Origin of the sequence: Curtobacterium sp. LFS079 (genome assembly GCF_047977865.1) — a bacterium.
Classification (GTDB): domain Bacteria; phylum Actinomycetota; class Actinomycetes; order Actinomycetales; family Micrococcaceae; genus Arthrobacter.
On the sequence record NZ_JBFPFO010000007.1, the window covers coordinates 27,947 to 43,484 of the forward strand.

Consider the following 15,538-nt stretch of genomic DNA (forward strand, 5'->3'; position numbering starts at 1 on the left):
CACCATGGCGAACTATCAGGCGCCTGGAGTGTACGTGCAGGAAGTGCCCAGCGGTGCCCGCTCCATCGGGCAGGTGAGCACCAGCATCGCCGGATTCGTGGGGGTCGCCCCGGATCCCTTGGCGCACCTGGATGAGGCACGCGTCCTGGACAACTGGACCCAGTTCGTGGACCAGTATGTTGGGAAGGCTACGCAGGGAACGCCGCTGTCCAACGCGGTGTTCGGCTTCTTCGCCAACGGCGGTGGCCGCTGTTATGTGGTCAACGTCGGCACCGGCGGCAGCCTCACCGGCACAGCCAGGAAGCCCACGGGCCTCACCCTCTTCGAAGCGATCGACGACATCTCCATGGTGGCCGCCCCAGGCTACGCCGACGCCGATGCCTACGCGGCCCTGCAGGCGCACGTGGAGCACCCGCTGCGGCAGGACCGGATGGCGATCCTGGACACCGTGGAGAAAGTGGACGACGTCGGAGCGCTCACCCGGGCGGCGACCTCCGGCCTGCCGGGCGACCCTGGGCCGGACAAGCCTGAGCCGGACAAGCCCGACAAGCCGGAGAAACCCGAGCCGGGGGCGGGCAGCGCGGACACCCCCGCCAGCCGCGCCACCGGAGAGGACGCGCTGGGCGCGCCCCAGTCCCCCGGCGGCTACACCGCCTTGTATTTCCCGTGGATCGTGATGACGGACCCGGTGTCCGGCAAGAAGGTGACCCAGCCGCCGTCGGGCCACATGGCAGGGATCTGGGCGCGGGTGGACGGCAGCCGCGGCGTCCACAAGGCGCCGGCCAACGAGCCCATCCAGGGCGCGCTGGACCTGGTGCGGCGGGTGAGCCGCGGCGAGCAGGAAGTCCTCAACCCGGCCGGAGTGAACTGCATCCGCTACTTCCCGGGCGAGGGCATCCGTGTGTGGGGCGCGCGGACCAAGGCACCCGAGGCCAGCGAGTACCGCTACATCAACGTGCGCCGGCTGACGAACATGATCAAGGAATCGGTGGCGGACGGAACACGCTGGGTGGTGTTCGAACCCAACGACCACACCCTGTGGAAATCGATCCGGCGCGACATCGGCGCGTTCCTGACCAACGTCTGGCGGGACGGCGCCCTGCTGGGCACTACGCCGCAACAGGCCTTCTTCGTGAAGTGCGACGAGGAAACCAATCCGCCGGAGGTCCGCGACGCCGGCCAGGTGGTCACCCTGATCGGGATCGCGCCGGTGAAACCAGCGGAGTTTGTGATTTTCAAGCTCATGCAGTCGGCCGAAGCCACCAGCGAGTCAGAAAGCGCAGGAGCCTGAGATGAGCATGCAGCCAAGCACCCCGGCCCCGGCCGCGCAGCCCGGCAACGTGGTGGATCCGTACCGCGCGTACAACTTCAAGCTGGTCATCCAGGGCGTGGTGCAGGGCCACTTCACCAAGGTGGAAGGCCTGGGCATGAAGATCGACCGCATCCTGTACCGCTCCGGCGGGGAGAACAGCACGGTGCGGGTCATTCCGGGGCAGGTGGAGTACACACCCGTGACCCTCAAATACGGGCTCACCGATTCCACGGAGATGCTGCAGTGGCTCTTCAAGGCGGCCAACGGCCAGGTGGAGCGGCGGAACGTGTCCATCGCCATGCTCAACGACGCGGGCTCGGCAGAAGTCCGCCGCTGGAACCTGCTGGGCGCGTGGCTGTGCGAATGGTTCGGCGCACCCCTGGATGCCTTGGGCAAGGACCTGGCCATCGAATCCGTGACCATCGCCTACGACCGCCTGGAACTGGACGATGCCCGCGCGCCCGTGGCCTGACGGTCCGGCTGGCTGGCGGCGGGGGCTGGCGGGGAGGCTGCGCGCGCTCGCCGGACGGATCGGCCCGGCTGGGCAGGGGCCTCCGGACGGCATTGGCGGCCCGGCGACCCCGTCGGGACCAGTCAGTCCGACGCCGGCCCGCGGCTTTGATCTCTCCGGCGCACCCGAGCATTGGGTGCGCCTGTTGCGCGACGCCGGTTTGGCGCCTGCGGAGGGTGGTCCTGCTGCGGCGGGTGGTCCGGTGCCGGCCGTCGATGGGGCGACCGTCCCGGGGCACTTTGGACTGTCCCGGCTGCGGAAAATCAGGCTGTGGCCAACAACGGCGCGGATGCGGTCCGCGGTCATTGAGCCAAAGAGCCCCACGACGGCGCCCGGGCAGGACACGCCAAGCGAAGGCACACTGGAGCAGGACGTGGGGAGCCGGGACTCAGGAATCCAGGACATGGGAACCCTTGCCGCAAACTTCGACGCCCCCGATGCCGTGGCGCCCACACTTGCGGGGCCCGCTCTACGTCCTTTGGCACCGTCAAAGGACGTAGAGAAGGCCCCACAACGCATCGCCGATCGTGTGCCGGTGCTGCGCCTCCGCCCGGACCGCACGGTGCTTTCCAGACCAATGCAGCCCACCCCGGCGCCTTCTTATACCGCGCAGCCCACTCCAACGGTGTCAACCCCGGCACAACGCGTCCCTGCACGGCCCGCCCCGGCGCTGCCCACTCCAGTACCCTCCACCGCCACCGGCCCAACGACAGACCCAAGGGAAGCCCGCCGACTTGTGAGGCCTGCTCTACGTCTTTTGCCGCGCCCAAAGGACGTAGAGCAGGCCTCACAACGGGCAAGCCAAGCCCCCGCCAAGACGAGCCCCGCCGCGGAGCACCCAACCCGGCCCGCCGCCGTCGTGCTCCCCAAATCCCCGGAACCGCCGCCCCGGAAACCACAGCCCACGGAACCGAACGCTCCGGAATCCCAACTCGCGGACCCAAAGCCCGCAGAAGAACCCAAAGCACCGCACCCCAGCTCCGCAGCCGAGCACACCCCGAAATCCCCGCTCACCGGCACCTGGCCCGAACTCGCCCCGAAACCAAACCCGCAAACAACAACCAGCCAAAGCAGCGAACACCTCGAACACGCGCTGGCCCGGGCGGCGCGGCTGAGTGTCGAGCGGTCGGCGGTGTGAGATGGAGAGGGTCGCGTTCCTGATCGAAGACACCGGCGAGCACCTGGGCTGCCTGCTCAACCCGGAGACGGTGGTGATGCAGCGCAGCGCGGGAGTGGAGCCGCGGAGGAGTGCGGGCGGGAAGCTCACCGGCAGCGGGCTGGCGGACGATCCCCTGCTCTTCACCGGCGGCGGGCACACCGAGCTCCGCCTGGATTTGCTGTTCGACGTCGATCTCGCACCGGCGTCGCTTAATGTCCAGGACGTCCGGCAGATGACCCGGCCCATCTGGGCGCTCGCGGAGAACTCGGCTGAGGTGGAGCGGCAGCGCCGGCCGCCGTCGGTCCGCTTCGTCTGGGGCCGGGCGTGGAACGTGCCGGGGATCGTCACCGAGGTCGCGGAGCGCTTCGACCGCTTCGCCCCGGACGGTTCGCCGCTGCGGTCCTGGATGCGCCTGGTGTTCGTGCGGGTCGGCCAGAGCGCTGACGAGGAAGGCGGCGAGAATTACGAGCTCGCCCAGCGCCTGCCTCCCGTGGACCTGACGGCCCCGCCCGTGGACACCCTGACAGTGACCGGCGACGGCGGCACAGACCGGGACGCTTTGGCCCCCGACGGCGGGGAGCCGCTTCCGGAGGTGCCGCCGGGCGAACTGGGGCGCCTGAGCCTGCAGGCCTTCGGCACCCCGCTGCTGTGGAAGCTGCTGCTGGAGTACAACAACGTGGACGACCCTGCCCACTTCACGGGCCCGCTGGCCGTGCCGCCGATGGGCGAAACACCATGAACCGGGAATCGCCATGAGGCAACTGCAGGGATTGCCCGAGCTGATCGTCACCCTCGGGCGGCGCCGGCTCTCCGCGGCTGACACCGCTGCGATCGTCTCCGTGCAGGTCCTCAGCTCGCTGGCCCGCCCGGCCCAGTGCCTCATCACCTGGCGGCCTGCACCCGGCCAACGGAGCCTCGGCCAGGGCACCCGGGGCGTGGACCCTGCGCCCGGGGACGCGCTGAGGGTGGAACTGGGCGGACGGCGCACTGCCCTGTTTGTCGGCGAGGTGACCGTGGTGGAGCACAGCTACGGCGCCGACCTCTCCCAGGAAATCCGGGTGCGCGCGTACGACGCCCTGCACCGCCTCCGCAAGCGCCAGTTCACCCGGCTGCACCAGGACGTGGACCTGGCCGGCCTCGCCCGGACGCTCTGTGAGGGCACGGGCCTGCAGGTGACCGGCGGGGGGATGCGGCTGGGGCAGGTGTACCAGTGCGCGCGTTCGGACCTGGGCCTGCTGGTGGAGCAAAGCGCCCGGGTGGGCGTCTACCCGGTGGTCGACGGCGACGCCCTGCGCCTCACCACCCTGGCCGGCGAGGGCGAACCCGTCGAGCTGGAACTGGGCAGCAGCCTGCACTCGGCCGAGGTGGAGCTCAGCCAGGAACCGGCTTACCTGGGTGCCCGGACGGCGGGCTGGCACTCGGGCGACGCCGAGGCATTGGAGGGATCGGCGTCGGGCAGTGACGCGAAGGCCGGGGTGTCGGCGGACCCGGCGCTGGCCAGCGTCGGCGCGGGCGGCGATCTGCTGCGCGGCAACGAGGCCTTCGCCTCGGATGCCGCGGCGCACGAACTGGCGCAGGCGGAACTGGATGTGCGGATGGCCGGGCAGGTCAGCGCGGTGTTCGTGGCCGACGGCGATCCGCTCCTGCGGGCCGGCGGCCGGGTCCGGGTACGCGGCCTGGCTTCGTCGCTGGAGGGCACGTACACGGTCGCCTCGGCCGCGCACCGGCTGGACAGCAACGGCTACGAAACCACCATCACCACGCGGCCGCCCGAAACCCCGCCGCCCCGGCAGCCGGATGTGTTCACCCTGGGCGTGGTGGCCGACGTCGACGATCCCGAAGAGCGCGGCCGCGTCCGGGTGCGGCTGCCCGCATATCCGCCACTGGAGAGCGGTTGGGCACCGGTGCTGTCCGGTGCCGCCGGGCCTGGCAAGGGGCTGGTGCTGCCGCCCGCGCCCGGGGACACGGTGCTGGTGCTGCTGCCGGCCACGGACCCGGCGCAGGCAATCGTTCTCGGCGGGCTCTACGGCCGCGAGCGCACCCCGGACGCCGGGGTGAACACCGCCCGGGAGAGCCGTTACACGTTCCGTTCCTCGGATGGCCAGCAGCTGGTGCTCGACGGCGGTGCCCGCACCCTCAGCTTCACGGACGGCCACGGCTCCACGGTGGAACTCGGGCCGGAAAAGCTGCGCATCACGGCGGCCACGGACCTGCTGCTCGAGGCCCCGGGCAAGGCTATGCGGATCCGCGCCAAGACCGTCGATTTCGAGGAGGCCTGATGCTGGGGAGTTCGCGATGAAAATCCTGGTTAAGGAGGCCATCCTGCGCTGCGGGCACGACGGCAAAGTGGAGAACGTCCCTTCGCAGGAATGGGTGCGGGTGGCCGGCTCGCCCGTGCTGGTGGAGCCGGATCCCGTGGGCCGGGACATCTCCATGTGCCCCAACATCGGCCTGAACATCAAGCCGTGCAACAAGACCCTCCCGGTCATCAAGGGGTATTCGCTGTTCATCCGGATCGACGGGAAGCGGATGTGCCTGGATACCGTGGAGGGCTTCACGGACGGTACCCCGCCCGGCGCCGTGAAGTACACCGTGCGGCGGCCCGGCCAGGAATTCGTGGCGGCGGGATCATGAAGGGCGCAGGTATGAAAAGCACAGGCATGAAGGGCGGCCGGCCATGAGCGCCCCAAGGTACAAGTCGGTGGCCTTCGTCCACCCTGACTTCGATGCCGCCGTCGGGATTTCCGGCCTGAACCTGACGCCGGACGGCAGGCTGGCCACCGTCACGGACGCCGCCTCCGTCCGCCAGGCCCTGCTGCTGCTTCTGAGCACCCGGCCCGGCGAGCGCATCAACCGCCCCAGCTACGGCTGCCACCTCTTCCGGCTCGCCTTCGCACCTGCGGACGACACCACGGCAGGTCTGGCCATCCACTACGTGGCCCGGGCCGTGGAACAGTGGGAGCCGCGGATCACGGTGCTGTCCCTGGATGCCTCGCGCTCGCAGGAGAGCCCGGAACTGCTGGAGGTGCGGCTGCGCTACCGGGTCCGCGCCACCCAACACCAGGACGAACTGGCCATCACCCTGCCCGTTGACTCCGGAGGTGCAGCATGAGCATTCCCGTCCCGAACCTGGATGACCGCAGCTTCGCGGAGCTGGTGGCCGGCGCCCGCGAGCGCATCCGGCAGGTCGCCCCGGACTGGACGGACCTGTCCGTGCACGACCCCGGAATCACCATCATGGAGGCCTTCGCTTACCTCACGGACACCCTCATGTACCGGCTCAACCGGGTCCCGGACAAGCTGTACGCCGTGTACCTGAACCTGCTGGGCACCAGCCTCTACCCGCCCGGCAGCGCCGAAACCATGCTGGAATTCACCCGCCTGGCAAGCGGCGGTGACGCGCCCGAGATCAGGATCCCGCGCGGCACGCAGGTCAGCTGCCCGCCCGGAGTGCCCGGGGCACCGCAGCCGGTCTTTACGACGACGGCGGCCGCGGTGCTGCCCGCCGGCCAGGCCAGCGTGCTGGTCCCGGCAGCCGATGTCACCTTGTACGACGCCGTCCCGATCGGCACCGGGACGGGGCGGCCCGGGCAGAGCTTCGTGGTTCCGAACGCGCCGATCGTGTCCGGGGCCGGGCTGTCGGTCGCGATCGAGGTGCCCGCCGGGACCCGGCTCAGCAGTGGCGAGGCCGTGCTGGTGGATGGCAAGCCGTTCCGGTACTGCCGCGAAGTGGAGGCGTTCGCGGACGCCAGGCCCGGGGAGGTGCCGGTGCGGATCGACCGGAGCGCCGGCGTCGTGATGTTCGCCTGGTGGGATGAAGCCTTCGGCGGGCAGGCTTCCGCGGGGGAACAAGACCACCCGCCCGTCCCGGGTCCGGGCGCCGAGGTGCGCGCCTGGTACCGCGGCGGCGGGGGGCAGCCCGGGAATGTCGGGGCCGGGCAGCTCACGGTGCTGCGCACGCCCGTGCCCGGGGTGCGGGTCAGCAACCCGGAACCCGCCACGGGCGGGCGCGACGGCGAGGCCCTGGAGAACGCGCTCCGCCGGGCCCCGCAGGATTTCCAGGCCCGGGACCGGGCCGTCACCGTGCGCGACTACGAGGTGCTGGCCATGCGGCACGGCGGCGTGGACCGGGCACGGGCGTTCACCCGGAAGGAGCTGTGGGCCTTCGCCCGGCCGGGCGAAGTGGAGGTGGTGCTGGTGCCGTTCGTGCCGCGCGCCGGCGGTGAAGGCACAGGCGAAACACCCGTCACGGCCGCCGAACTGGCCGCACAGGCCCGCCCCGAAGTGCGGGACGAGGTCGAACAGTACCTGCGCCGCCGCTCCACGGTGGGTGCCGAACCCGTGGTCCGCTGGGGCCTGTACAAGCAGGTGCTGGTGGACGCGCGGATCGTGGTGCGCCCGGATGAGGACGCCGACGCCGTCAGGTCACGAATCACCGCCCGGCTCGCCGAAGGCATCAGCCCGCTGCGCCCGGATACTGGCCGCCAGGATTCCGGTGGCTACGGTTCCGGCTTCGGCAAACCGCTTCGCGTCTCCAACCTCTACCGGGCCATGGAGGAAGCCGAGCCCGGGGTGCAGTACGTGGACCGGGTGCGGCTGGAGGTGGACAAGGTCCCGGACAGCGGCGCGATGGGGCTGGTGCAGGCCGAGGGGCAGGACAACACGTGGTTCGTGGCCCAGGACGGGCTGCTGTTCCGCACCACCAACGCCGGGGACGGCTGGGAGGCCTGCGCCGAGTTCGGCGGCACCGATGCAAACGGCGCCGGTTCAAGCGGCACGGATTCAAACGGCACCCCGGCCACGGAGACGGTGCGGTCCATCGCGCCGTTCCGTTCCCCCGCTCCGGGACGGTCCGCCGTTGGGCAGCACCCCGGAATGGTGGCGGTCAGCACGGTGACCGGCACGTCCTCGCGCATCTACATCAGCGAGGACCTCGGCGAATCCTGGCGTCGCGCCGCCGAACTGGGCTTTGTGGTTGCGGACCTGTGCTGGGTGGACCGGCAGGGCGCGCCGGTGCTGCTGCTCGCCGGCGAACGCGGCCTCTACGAACTTCCCGTGGGGGAAGGGGCCATCCCCGTCCAGAACGTGGTGGACGCCGGCCAGCCGGACCGCGGTTTCTACGCGGTGGACGCGCTCGTGGACGTGCGCGGCCGAACCGGGGTGGCCGTGGCCGCGGAGGCCTCGGCCGGAGTGTGGCTTTCCCCCGACGCCGGCATGGCCGGCAGCTTCAAGCTGGTCAAGGCGGCCGGGGAGGACATCCGCTGCATGACCGTGCAGTATGACGGCGGCGCGAGTTACCTGTGGCTCGGGCGTTCCGTCCCGGAGGGCAGCGGGACAGGCTGCCTGCGGCTGAAGATCGACGAGCTCGCCCGCACCGACCTCGACACCCTGCAGTCCGCCTGGGAACAGTTCGGCGCAGGCTGGACCGGCGGCAGCTGCTGGGCCGTGCACGTCATGGGCAACGCCGCGTTCGCCGCCACCCAGAGCGGCGGGGTGCTGCGCCTGCAGCTCGGCCAGGCCTCCCCGCAATGGAGCACCCCGGATGTGAATTGCGGGCTGCCGTTGCGGGACCGCACCCGATTCGAACCCGTCCGGGGGGTTTCCGGTTCCGTGCGCGACGACGGCACGCAGCTGCTGCTCGCCGCCGGGCCCAAGGGGATCTACCGCAGCACGGACAACACCACCTCCTGGGCGAGCTGCACGCGGCGGGTGGTGGACGACGTCGTGACCCTCCCGGAAACCTGGCTGTTCTGCTCTGGCGAGCACCGCATCGAGGTGGTCCACGGCCATGGCTGACGACTTCCGGCTCGGCGACTCCCGGCTGCTGCGCGTGCTGCCGGAGGTGTACCAGGTGGCGGCCGAAAGCAGCCTGCCGCTGCAGGCCCTGCTCGCCGTGGCCGAGGACCTGCACCGGCCCGTCCGGGACGTCCTGGACCGCATCCACACCGTCCCGGATCCCGGGCGCTCGCCGTCCTCGCTCATTCCCTTCCTGTCCCGCTGGGTGGACCTGGACTGGCTCACCCTGCCCGGCCCCGAAGCCACCGGAACCGCATCCGCAGGGATCCCTGTGGCCCGCCAGCGGGACCTGATCGCCTGCGCCGCCGGGTTGTCCGCGCGCCGCGGCACGGTGGACGGGCTCACCCGCTTCCTGCACCTGGCCACGGGCGTTCCGGGCTTCCAAGTGATGTCGGAGCCCGGGGCCTTCCACATCACCGTGCGGGTGCCGGCCGCGGCCGCGGGGCAGGCCGAGCTCATCCGGCGGATCGTCAAGGGCCTCAAACCGGCGCACGTCACGGACCAGATCGAGGTGATGGAGGCGTGAACGGCGGGAACCGGAAGCCGATCATCGTCGTGATCCTTTGTGCGGTCGTCGCTGTGCTGGTACTGGTCCTCGGAGTCAGCTGCAGCGGCAGCAACAACGCCGGGGCGCCGGGCTGGCAGTCCGGTTTCGCCGGGGTCGCCGGGGGCGGGAAGCTCACGACGGCGGACCTGGCTCCGGCGGGCGGTGCCTGTTCGGCGTCGGGCGGCCAGCTCGCGGTCGCCGGGAGCTGCACGTTCGAGGTGCGCAAGTTCGGCGGGCTGTTCGACTTCGGTCCGCCCACCAAGCGGGCCCGGCTGCTGCCCCAGCAGGCCGTCGTCGTGACACTCTCCGTCGAGGGCACCCGTACCGAGCAATCGGCCGATCCGGGGGATACCGTGGAGCTGACATTCGGGACATCGGGCGGGAGCCTCGGCATCCGCTGCCTGGTGCCGGGAAACTGTGTGCTTCAACTAGTGGAGGCGGGCTGACATGACCGGAATCACCCTGACACTCAGTTCCCCCACCGTGGAGCTCAAGGACGGCAAGGGCTCGCTGACGGCCTCGGTGACCAACAGTTCCGCAGCGGCGGAACGGGTGGTGCTCGGAGCCTTCCCGGGCCAGGCCGGCGCACCGACGTACACCACCGTGGCCGAGCCGCTGCGCACGCTTGGCGCGGGTGCGACCGAGCAATACCTCGTGGCCTTCGACACCACCGGCGCGGCGCCCGGCAGCTACCCGGTGAAGCTCATCGCCTACTCCGCGGACGACGCCCCGGAAGACTACGCGGACCAGGCCCACGTCGTGACCCTGACGGTGAGCCAGGCGCCCCCGCCCGCCAAGCCGCCGTCGAAGTTTCCCTGGCTCTGGGTGATCATCGGCGCCGTCGTGCTGCTTCTGGCGGTCGGCGGGGTGCTGTGGTTCCTGCTGCGCGGCGGGGGCAACGTCCCTGACGTGCGCGGCAAGCAGCAGAGCGAAGCCGCCCAGATCCTCATCGGCGCCGGTTTCTCGATGGGCTCCACCCAGGTGGTCAGCACGGAAACGCCCGGAACTGTCATCGGCCAGGATCCGGCGGCCGGCAGCCGGGCCAGCGCCGGGACCACGGTGAGCGTGCAGATTGCCCGGCCGGCCGACAAATGCCAGCCCGGCTACGTCTACCGGCTGGTCACTCCTGACGACAAGATCTGCGTTTTGCCTTCATCGGCCGCCCAGGTGCTCGAGGACAACGCCCCAAGCACGCAGGCGGCGCGCAAACCCAATCCTCCCGGCGGCCCCTACGGCGTCAACACCTGCCTCCAAGGCTTCGTGTGGAGGGATGCGTACGACGGCGACCAGATCTGCGTGACCGGCGAGACCTGGACGAGGACGAAACAAGAAAACAGCGAAGCGGCGCTGCACAGCGCTCCGTGACAGCCGGAGGATGAAATGGGCACCATCACCATGACCCTGAGTTCCCCCACTGTGATGCTGAAGGACGGCAAGGGCTCGTTGACCGCGTCCGTCACCAACGGCACCGGTGCCTCCGCGCGGGTGGTGCTCGGCGCGTTTGCCGGGGGCACTGCCTCGGAAACCTACACGGTCATCCCGGATCCCCTGCGGACCCTCGCGGCCGGCGCCACGGAGCAGTACCTGGTCACGTTCGACACAAGCGGCGCCAAGCCCGGCAGCTACCCGGTGAAGCTCATCGCCTATTCGGCGGACGACGCCCCGGAGGACTACGCGGACCAGGCCCACGTGGTGACGCTTCAGGTGCCGGCACCCCCGACGCCGCCCCCTCCTCCCCCGTTCCCGTGGCTCTGGGTGATCATCGGCGCGGTGGCGCTGCTCGCCGTCGTCGGGGGTGTGCTGTGGTTCCTGTTCAAGGACGCCAGCGTGCCGCCCGTCGTGGGCAAGCCGCAGGCGGAGGCGGTGCAGATCCTGAAGGACGCGGGCTTCGGCACCTCGGTCGTGGAGAAGGAGAGCGCGGAGGCGGCCGGCACGGTGGTGGGCCAGGAACCGGAGGGCGGAAGGACCGTGGGACGCGGCTCAATGGTGGTCCTGGACGTGGCAGTGCCGTTGAGGACCGCCGTGCCCGCGGTGCTGGGCACCACGGTCGAATCGGCCAAGGCCCAGTTCGCCGCCGCCAAGATCCAGCTGGATTTCACCGCGGGCTCCACCTGCACCAAGACCCCTTCGCTGCCGAGCCTTCAACGCTGCGTGGTACTCGGCGTCAATCCGGATGTGGGCACCCGCGTAAGCCTGAACGCCCTGGTGCTGGTCCGGACGGAACTGCGGTCCAAGATCTTCATCGACAACAACACCTTCCCGAACCTGTGCAAGAACAGCCAGTGCGTGAAGGTGGGCGGTTGACGCTTGGCCTCGGGTCCGCGCGTAACTCTCGGCAGAGCAGGCACCGCCGTGAAAGGATCAACCATGCGTCCGATGCAGCACTCCAGCAAACTCCAGAACGTCCGCTATGAACTCCGTGGCCCGCTCCTCCAGGCGGCCAAGGCCATGGAAGCCGAGGGGCACCGCATCCTGAAGATGAACCTCGGGGACACGGCGCCGTTCGGCCTGGAGGCGCCGGAGTCGGTGGTGGTGGACATGATCCACCACCTGCGCGGCGCCCAGGGCTACAGCGACTCCAAGGGCATCTTCTCGGCCCGCACGGCGATCTCGCAGTACTACCAGACGCAGAACCTGATGACGATCGGCGTCGAGGACGTCTTCATCGGCAACGGCGTCAGTGAGCTCATCTCGATGACCCTGCAGGCCTTCATGGAGAACGGCGACGAGGTCCTGGTGCCCGCTCCGGACTACCCGCTCTGGACCGCCGCGGTCACGCTCACCGGCGGCAAGCCCGTTCACTACCTTTGCGACGAGGAGCAGAACTGGTGGCCGGACATGGCCGACGTCGAAGCCAAGATCACCTCCCGCACCCGCGCCATCGTGATCATCAATCCGAACAACCCCACCGGCGCCGTCTACCCGCGCCACGTCCTGGAACAGTTCGCGGACCTGGCCCGCAAGCACGACCTGGTGCTGTTCTCCGACGAGATCTACGAGAAGATCCGCTACGAAAAGGCCAGGCACATCCACACAGCCTCCGTGGCGGACGACGTCTGCGTGCTGACCTTCAGCGGCCTTTCCAAGGCGTACCGCATGCCCGGCTACCGCGCCGGCTGGGTGGCCGTCACCGGACCACACGCCGCCACCGCCGAATACCGCGAGGCCCTGGAACTGCTGGCATCGCTGCGGCTGTGCGCCAACGTCCCGGCGCAGCACGCCATCCAGACCTGCCTGGGCGGGTACCAGAGCATCGAGGAGCTCATCAGGCCCGGCGGACGGTTGCGTGAACAGCGGGACCTGGCCTGGAAGCTCCTGACGGCGATCCCCGGCGTTTCGTGCGTCCCCGCGGCCGGTGCCATGTACCTGTTCCCGAAGCTGGACCCCGAGATCTACCCGATCGAGAACGACGAGAAGTTCGTGCTGGAACTCTTGCAGGACCAGAAGATCCTGGTCTCGCACGGCACCGCATTCAACTGGCCGACGCCGGACCACTTCCGTTTCGTGATCCTGCCGGCCGAGCGGGACATCGAGGAAGCCGTGCGCCGGATTTCGACGTTCCTCGCCGCGTACCGCAGCCGGGCCTAGGGTTCCCGTTCCGGCTTTCCTTAGTCCCCCGCCGAGCCGCTGACCCGCAGGGCGTTGATGATCGCCGGGATCGACACGATCAGCATCACCAACGCCCAGACCAGCGCGACGATCACCGTGACCAGCGCCCAGAACTGGTCGCCGATGGACACCAGCGGGCCGGGCAGGAAGCCATGGATCAGGCCGAGCACCAACTGCAGCAGCACCGACACCACCACCAGCACCACGAGCCCGGTGACCTTGAGGAACTTGGGCTGGCTCAGGATCAGCAGCACCACGAACACGGCCTTCAGCAGGAGCAGCAGCCCCAGGATCGCGGCGGCCTGCCCCGTGGGGAAACTCCCCCATAAAGCCAGATAGGCGAGGGTTCCGAACGGCGCGGCCACGAACAGCCCGAACATCAGGAACAGCTTCGCCATGGCCAGCATCGCGGCAAAGAACGCCGCCACCACCCACAGGAACGTGACAACCAGGGTCACGATTCCCTGGATCCGCCCGTAAAGCCGCAGCTCCATCATCAAGCTGAGGCCGAGCATCACCACGGTGAACAGCAGCAGCCCGTCCAGGAACGCGAGGAAACCGATGCCGGCGCCGGGCGGATCGGCGTCGGCCTTTTGCGTGTTGAGGAAGACGTCGAGCGGGATGCCCAGCTTGGCGGCCTCCCCCGGGGAGACGGGCTCGACGGCGGTCCCGCCCAGCAGGAGCGACATGCCGATTTCGGCCAGGACCGCAACAGCGAAAACCACGACGGCGGCGATGAAGAAGGGTTTGCGGATCGCCTCGGGCGACGGGCCGTCACGAAGCGTGCCGGCACCAGTGATACCCGCCAAATAGCCCGGACTCCGCCTCCCTGCGGCCATGGATCAATTGTGGCAGAGGCGGGGTGCTTTCGGGGCCGTCCGGGTAAACCCAACTGACTTGCAGTTGTCGCCGTTTTGGGGACTCAAACGGCCACCACTGCTGGTTAGTTGGGCGGGAGGAGGAGGTTACGGCTCTTCCTCGCGGAGCCAGGCGGCACCAGGCATGACATTCTGCTGGATCACCCCGGCTGCAAGCCGGCATGAGCCGCGCCAGCACAGGGAACTCTGCCGTGGCCCCGCGGGTGATCCAGCAAAATGCACCGCTTATGTCGAAGGCCAACCTGCGGGCCGAGCGGCGGTAACTACGATTGCCCGGTGCGGAGCCAGGCGCGGCCGTGGCGATAGCGGACCGCCGTGCCAGTCAGGCCGGCAGGTGCGAGATCGATGGTGTCGAGGATGCCTCGTTCGGCGGGTGGGAGGAACTTGGGTTCGAGCCATCCAGGCACGTCGCGGTCGCTTTGTTTGAGTTCGTCCGCCGTGGTCACGTTCGAGTTCGCAGCATCCATGCCATGCGCGTCCCCCTTCACGGGGATCCCAGTGAACACGTATCCGACAAACCCCAGCAGACCGATGGAGGATGCGATCATGTCGTCTTTCGTTTGCGGAACCCGCGAGCTCTCGTCCCACAGCCAGGCTGAGCGGGCGATGGCCCGGAAGGCATCATGGTCCAGGGCGTTGACAGTGTCTATGCCATGGACCACGCAGTAGGCGTCCAGGAGTACGTACTCTTCGGGAGACTCCTCGTATTCAGGGTCACGGCGTTCGGTCTCCTCATCACAGGTGCAACCATGAGCCATGGATTCTTTGGGTTCCAGCTTGCCTCCGTACGAGGGGTCCAGGCCCTGTGCCCAGACGGGACCACCGGAACCGGGAACGATCCACACGAATTGCTTTGCATAGCGGTGCACCCACCACCTGCGCGCGGCCTTCCCGCAGAAGACTGCGAGCAGAAGGGTGGCGGCGACGGCGAAAACTGCCTCGTACGGTTCAAAGGGCCCTCCGTCGGCCGGTGGGGTCTTGCCTCGGGCTATTGTCCAATCCGCAGCGAACCACGCCCACAGCCCGGCCGAAACGCATGCGAGGCCGAAAGCGACCCACCAGCCTGCCGAGAGTTCCCTCCGTTCAGCGGAGATTGCGTTTTCCCCCAGGGTTGTAGTCGCGCCATCCCTACGCCTTTCCGAGAGCTTCCGGATTTCCCTGAGCTGACGGGGCGACGACATGAGTTCCGCGGCGGCGAGGACGGCCGAAAGTACTGCACCCGCTGCCCAGGCCATCGCTGATGCTGCGCCCACACTGGTATAGGCAACGGCGCACACCCCCAGCAAAGCAGCCGAGGAGACGGGCAAGTACCTTCCCAGCGCCCAACCAGCCAACACCATCAGAAAAGCAGAGTGCGTGACCACGGAACCAAACACGTTGATCGGCAGCAGCGATTCTTCCCAGGACGAAGGCGCATCGTCCCACCCCGTGTCGGCCACGAATGCCCCGCCGACGGTGAGCAGCACCAGCAACCAAGCGATCAGCGTCGTGCGCACCCCGGACCGACGCCTGGGCAGGGAGGCCCACTCCTCTTTGCTGGGCCGAATCAGCTCGCGAACATTCTGCATTGCACAATCCTCATGGATACCCGCCGCCCCGCGTAATCCTGGCCTTAACGAGGGTGTCCCGCCCGGCAAAGAGCCGGATGGGACAGCGTGGCATGACATTCTGCTTGATCACACCCGCTGCAAGCCGGCACGGATCGCGCCCTCGCAGGGATCTCCGC

The 15,538-nt window shown here is 69.2% G+C and carries 14 protein-coding genes; 12 read left to right on the plus strand and 2 right to left on the minus strand.

The window, feature by feature from the left end; genetic code table 11:
• Nucleotides 1–4: 4 nt before the first annotated feature.
• The 12 genes from ACNQPB_RS12940 (at nucleotide 5) to ACNQPB_RS12995 (ending at nucleotide 12,913) form a co-directional block, all read left to right on the plus strand.
• The gene (locus ACNQPB_RS12940; protein WP_498752278.1) at nucleotides 5–1,291 is read left to right on the plus strand and encodes a phage tail sheath family protein; all 1,287 of its coding nucleotides are present in this window, start codon (nucleotides 5–7) and stop codon (nucleotides 1,289–1,291) included.
• Between the two features lies 1 nt (nucleotide 1,292).
• Complete coding sequence (locus tag ACNQPB_RS12945; RefSeq protein ID WP_498752279.1) at nucleotides 1,293–1,784, plus strand: phage tail protein; 492 nt, start codon at nucleotides 1,293–1,295, stop codon at nucleotides 1,782–1,784.
• Between the two features lie 1,178 nt (nucleotides 1,785–2,962).
• Complete coding sequence (locus tag ACNQPB_RS12950) at nucleotides 2,963–3,721, plus strand: CIS tube protein (protein WP_498752281.1); 759 nt, start codon at nucleotides 2,963–2,965, stop codon at nucleotides 3,719–3,721.
• A 13-nt stretch (nucleotides 3,722–3,734) separates the two neighbouring features.
• Nucleotides 3,735–5,261: a phage baseplate assembly protein V gene (locus ACNQPB_RS12955; RefSeq protein ID WP_498752283.1), complete on the plus strand. Its 1,527-nt coding sequence runs from the start codon at nucleotides 3,735–3,737 to the stop codon at nucleotides 5,259–5,261.
• Between the two features lie 16 nt (nucleotides 5,262–5,277).
• Complete coding sequence (locus tag ACNQPB_RS12960; RefSeq protein ID WP_498752285.1) at nucleotides 5,278–5,616, plus strand: hypothetical protein; 339 nt, start codon at nucleotides 5,278–5,280, stop codon at nucleotides 5,614–5,616.
• Between the two features lie 43 nt (nucleotides 5,617–5,659).
• A complete protein-coding gene (locus tag ACNQPB_RS12965; protein WP_498752287.1) occupies nucleotides 5,660–6,094 on the plus strand; it encodes a GPW/gp25 family protein in 435 nt (144 codons plus the stop codon).
• A complete protein-coding gene (locus ACNQPB_RS12970; protein ID WP_498752289.1) occupies nucleotides 6,091–8,778 on the plus strand; it encodes a baseplate J/gp47 family protein in 2,688 nt (895 codons plus the stop codon). The genes ACNQPB_RS12965 and ACNQPB_RS12970 overlap by 4 nt, the downstream gene beginning before the upstream one ends.
• Nucleotides 8,771–9,304 carry a phage tail protein gene (locus ACNQPB_RS12975; RefSeq protein WP_498752291.1) on the plus strand — a complete coding sequence of 178 codons (534 nt, stop codon included), beginning with the start codon at nucleotides 8,771–8,773 and terminating at the stop codon, nucleotides 9,302–9,304. Before ACNQPB_RS12970 ends, ACNQPB_RS12975 begins: the two co-directional genes overlap by 8 nt.
• A complete protein-coding gene (locus ACNQPB_RS12980) occupies nucleotides 9,301–9,771 on the plus strand; it encodes a hypothetical protein (RefSeq protein WP_498752293.1) in 471 nt (156 codons plus the stop codon). The genes ACNQPB_RS12975 and ACNQPB_RS12980 overlap by 4 nt, the downstream gene beginning before the upstream one ends.
• Before the next feature lies 1 nt (nucleotide 9,772).
• Nucleotides 9,773–10,690 (plus strand): PASTA domain-containing protein, encoded by a 918-nt coding sequence (locus ACNQPB_RS12985; protein WP_498752295.1) that lies wholly within the window; start codon nucleotides 9,773–9,775, stop codon nucleotides 10,688–10,690.
• 15 nt (nucleotides 10,691–10,705) lie between these two features.
• The gene (locus ACNQPB_RS12990) at nucleotides 10,706–11,629 is read left to right on the plus strand and encodes a PASTA domain-containing protein (RefSeq protein ID WP_498752297.1); all 924 of its coding nucleotides are present in this window, start codon (nucleotides 10,706–10,708) and stop codon (nucleotides 11,627–11,629) included.
• 63 nt (nucleotides 11,630–11,692) lie between these two features.
• A complete protein-coding gene (locus ACNQPB_RS12995) occupies nucleotides 11,693–12,913 on the plus strand; it encodes a pyridoxal phosphate-dependent aminotransferase (protein ID WP_498752299.1) in 1,221 nt (406 codons plus the stop codon).
• A gap of 20 nt (nucleotides 12,914–12,933) precedes the next feature.
• Here the strand turns inward: ACNQPB_RS12995 and ACNQPB_RS13000 are convergent, their stop codons facing one another.
• Nucleotides 12,934–13,773, minus strand: a complete 840-nt coding sequence (locus tag ACNQPB_RS13000; protein ID WP_498752301.1) for a hypothetical protein — start codon at nucleotides 13,771–13,773, stop codon at nucleotides 12,934–12,936.
• 302 nt (nucleotides 13,774–14,075) lie between these two features.
• Nucleotides 14,076–15,380, minus strand: coding sequence for a hypothetical protein (locus tag ACNQPB_RS13005; RefSeq protein ID WP_498752302.1), 1,305 nt, complete (start codon nucleotides 15,378–15,380; stop codon nucleotides 14,076–14,078).
• Between the last annotated feature and the right edge of the window lie 158 nt (nucleotides 15,381–15,538).

What these genes read in the sequence shown, in the direction of transcription:
- ACNQPB_RS12940 (WP_498752278.1), top strand. Translation starts at nt 5, where the DNA reads ATGGCGAACTATCAGGCGCCTGGAGTGTACGTGCAGGAAGTGCCCAGC.
- ACNQPB_RS12965 (WP_498752287.1), top strand. Translation starts at nt 5,660, where the DNA reads ATGAGCGCCCCAAGGTACAAGTCGGTGGCCTTCGTCCACCCTGACTTC.
- ACNQPB_RS12945 (WP_498752279.1), top strand. Translation starts at nt 1,293, where the DNA reads ATGAGCATGCAGCCAAGCACCCCGGCCCCGGCCGCGCAGCCCGGCAAC.
- ACNQPB_RS12975 (WP_498752291.1), top strand. Translation starts at nt 8,771, where the DNA reads ATGGCTGACGACTTCCGGCTCGGCGACTCCCGGCTGCTGCGCGTGCTG.
- ACNQPB_RS13000 (WP_498752301.1), bottom strand. Translation starts at nt 13,773, where the DNA reads ATGGCCGCAGGGAGGCGGAGTCCGGGCTATTTGGCGGGTATCACTGGT.
- ACNQPB_RS12990 (WP_498752297.1), top strand. Translation starts at nt 10,706, where the DNA reads ATGGGCACCATCACCATGACCCTGAGTTCCCCCACTGTGATGCTGAAG.
- ACNQPB_RS12985 (WP_498752295.1), top strand. Translation starts at nt 9,773, where the DNA reads ATGACCGGAATCACCCTGACACTCAGTTCCCCCACCGTGGAGCTCAAG.
- ACNQPB_RS12950 (WP_498752281.1), top strand. Translation starts at nt 2,963, where the DNA reads ATGGAGAGGGTCGCGTTCCTGATCGAAGACACCGGCGAGCACCTGGGC.
- ACNQPB_RS12995 (WP_498752299.1), top strand. Translation starts at nt 11,693, where the DNA reads ATGCGTCCGATGCAGCACTCCAGCAAACTCCAGAACGTCCGCTATGAA.
- ACNQPB_RS12955 (WP_498752283.1), top strand. Translation starts at nt 3,735, where the DNA reads ATGAGGCAACTGCAGGGATTGCCCGAGCTGATCGTCACCCTCGGGCGG.
- ACNQPB_RS12970 (WP_498752289.1), top strand. Translation starts at nt 6,091, where the DNA reads ATGAGCATTCCCGTCCCGAACCTGGATGACCGCAGCTTCGCGGAGCTG.
- ACNQPB_RS13005 (WP_498752302.1), bottom strand. Translation starts at nt 15,380, where the DNA reads ATGCAGAATGTTCGCGAGCTGATTCGGCCCAGCAAAGAGGAGTGGGCC.
- ACNQPB_RS12960 (WP_498752285.1), top strand. Translation starts at nt 5,278, where the DNA reads ATGAAAATCCTGGTTAAGGAGGCCATCCTGCGCTGCGGGCACGACGGC.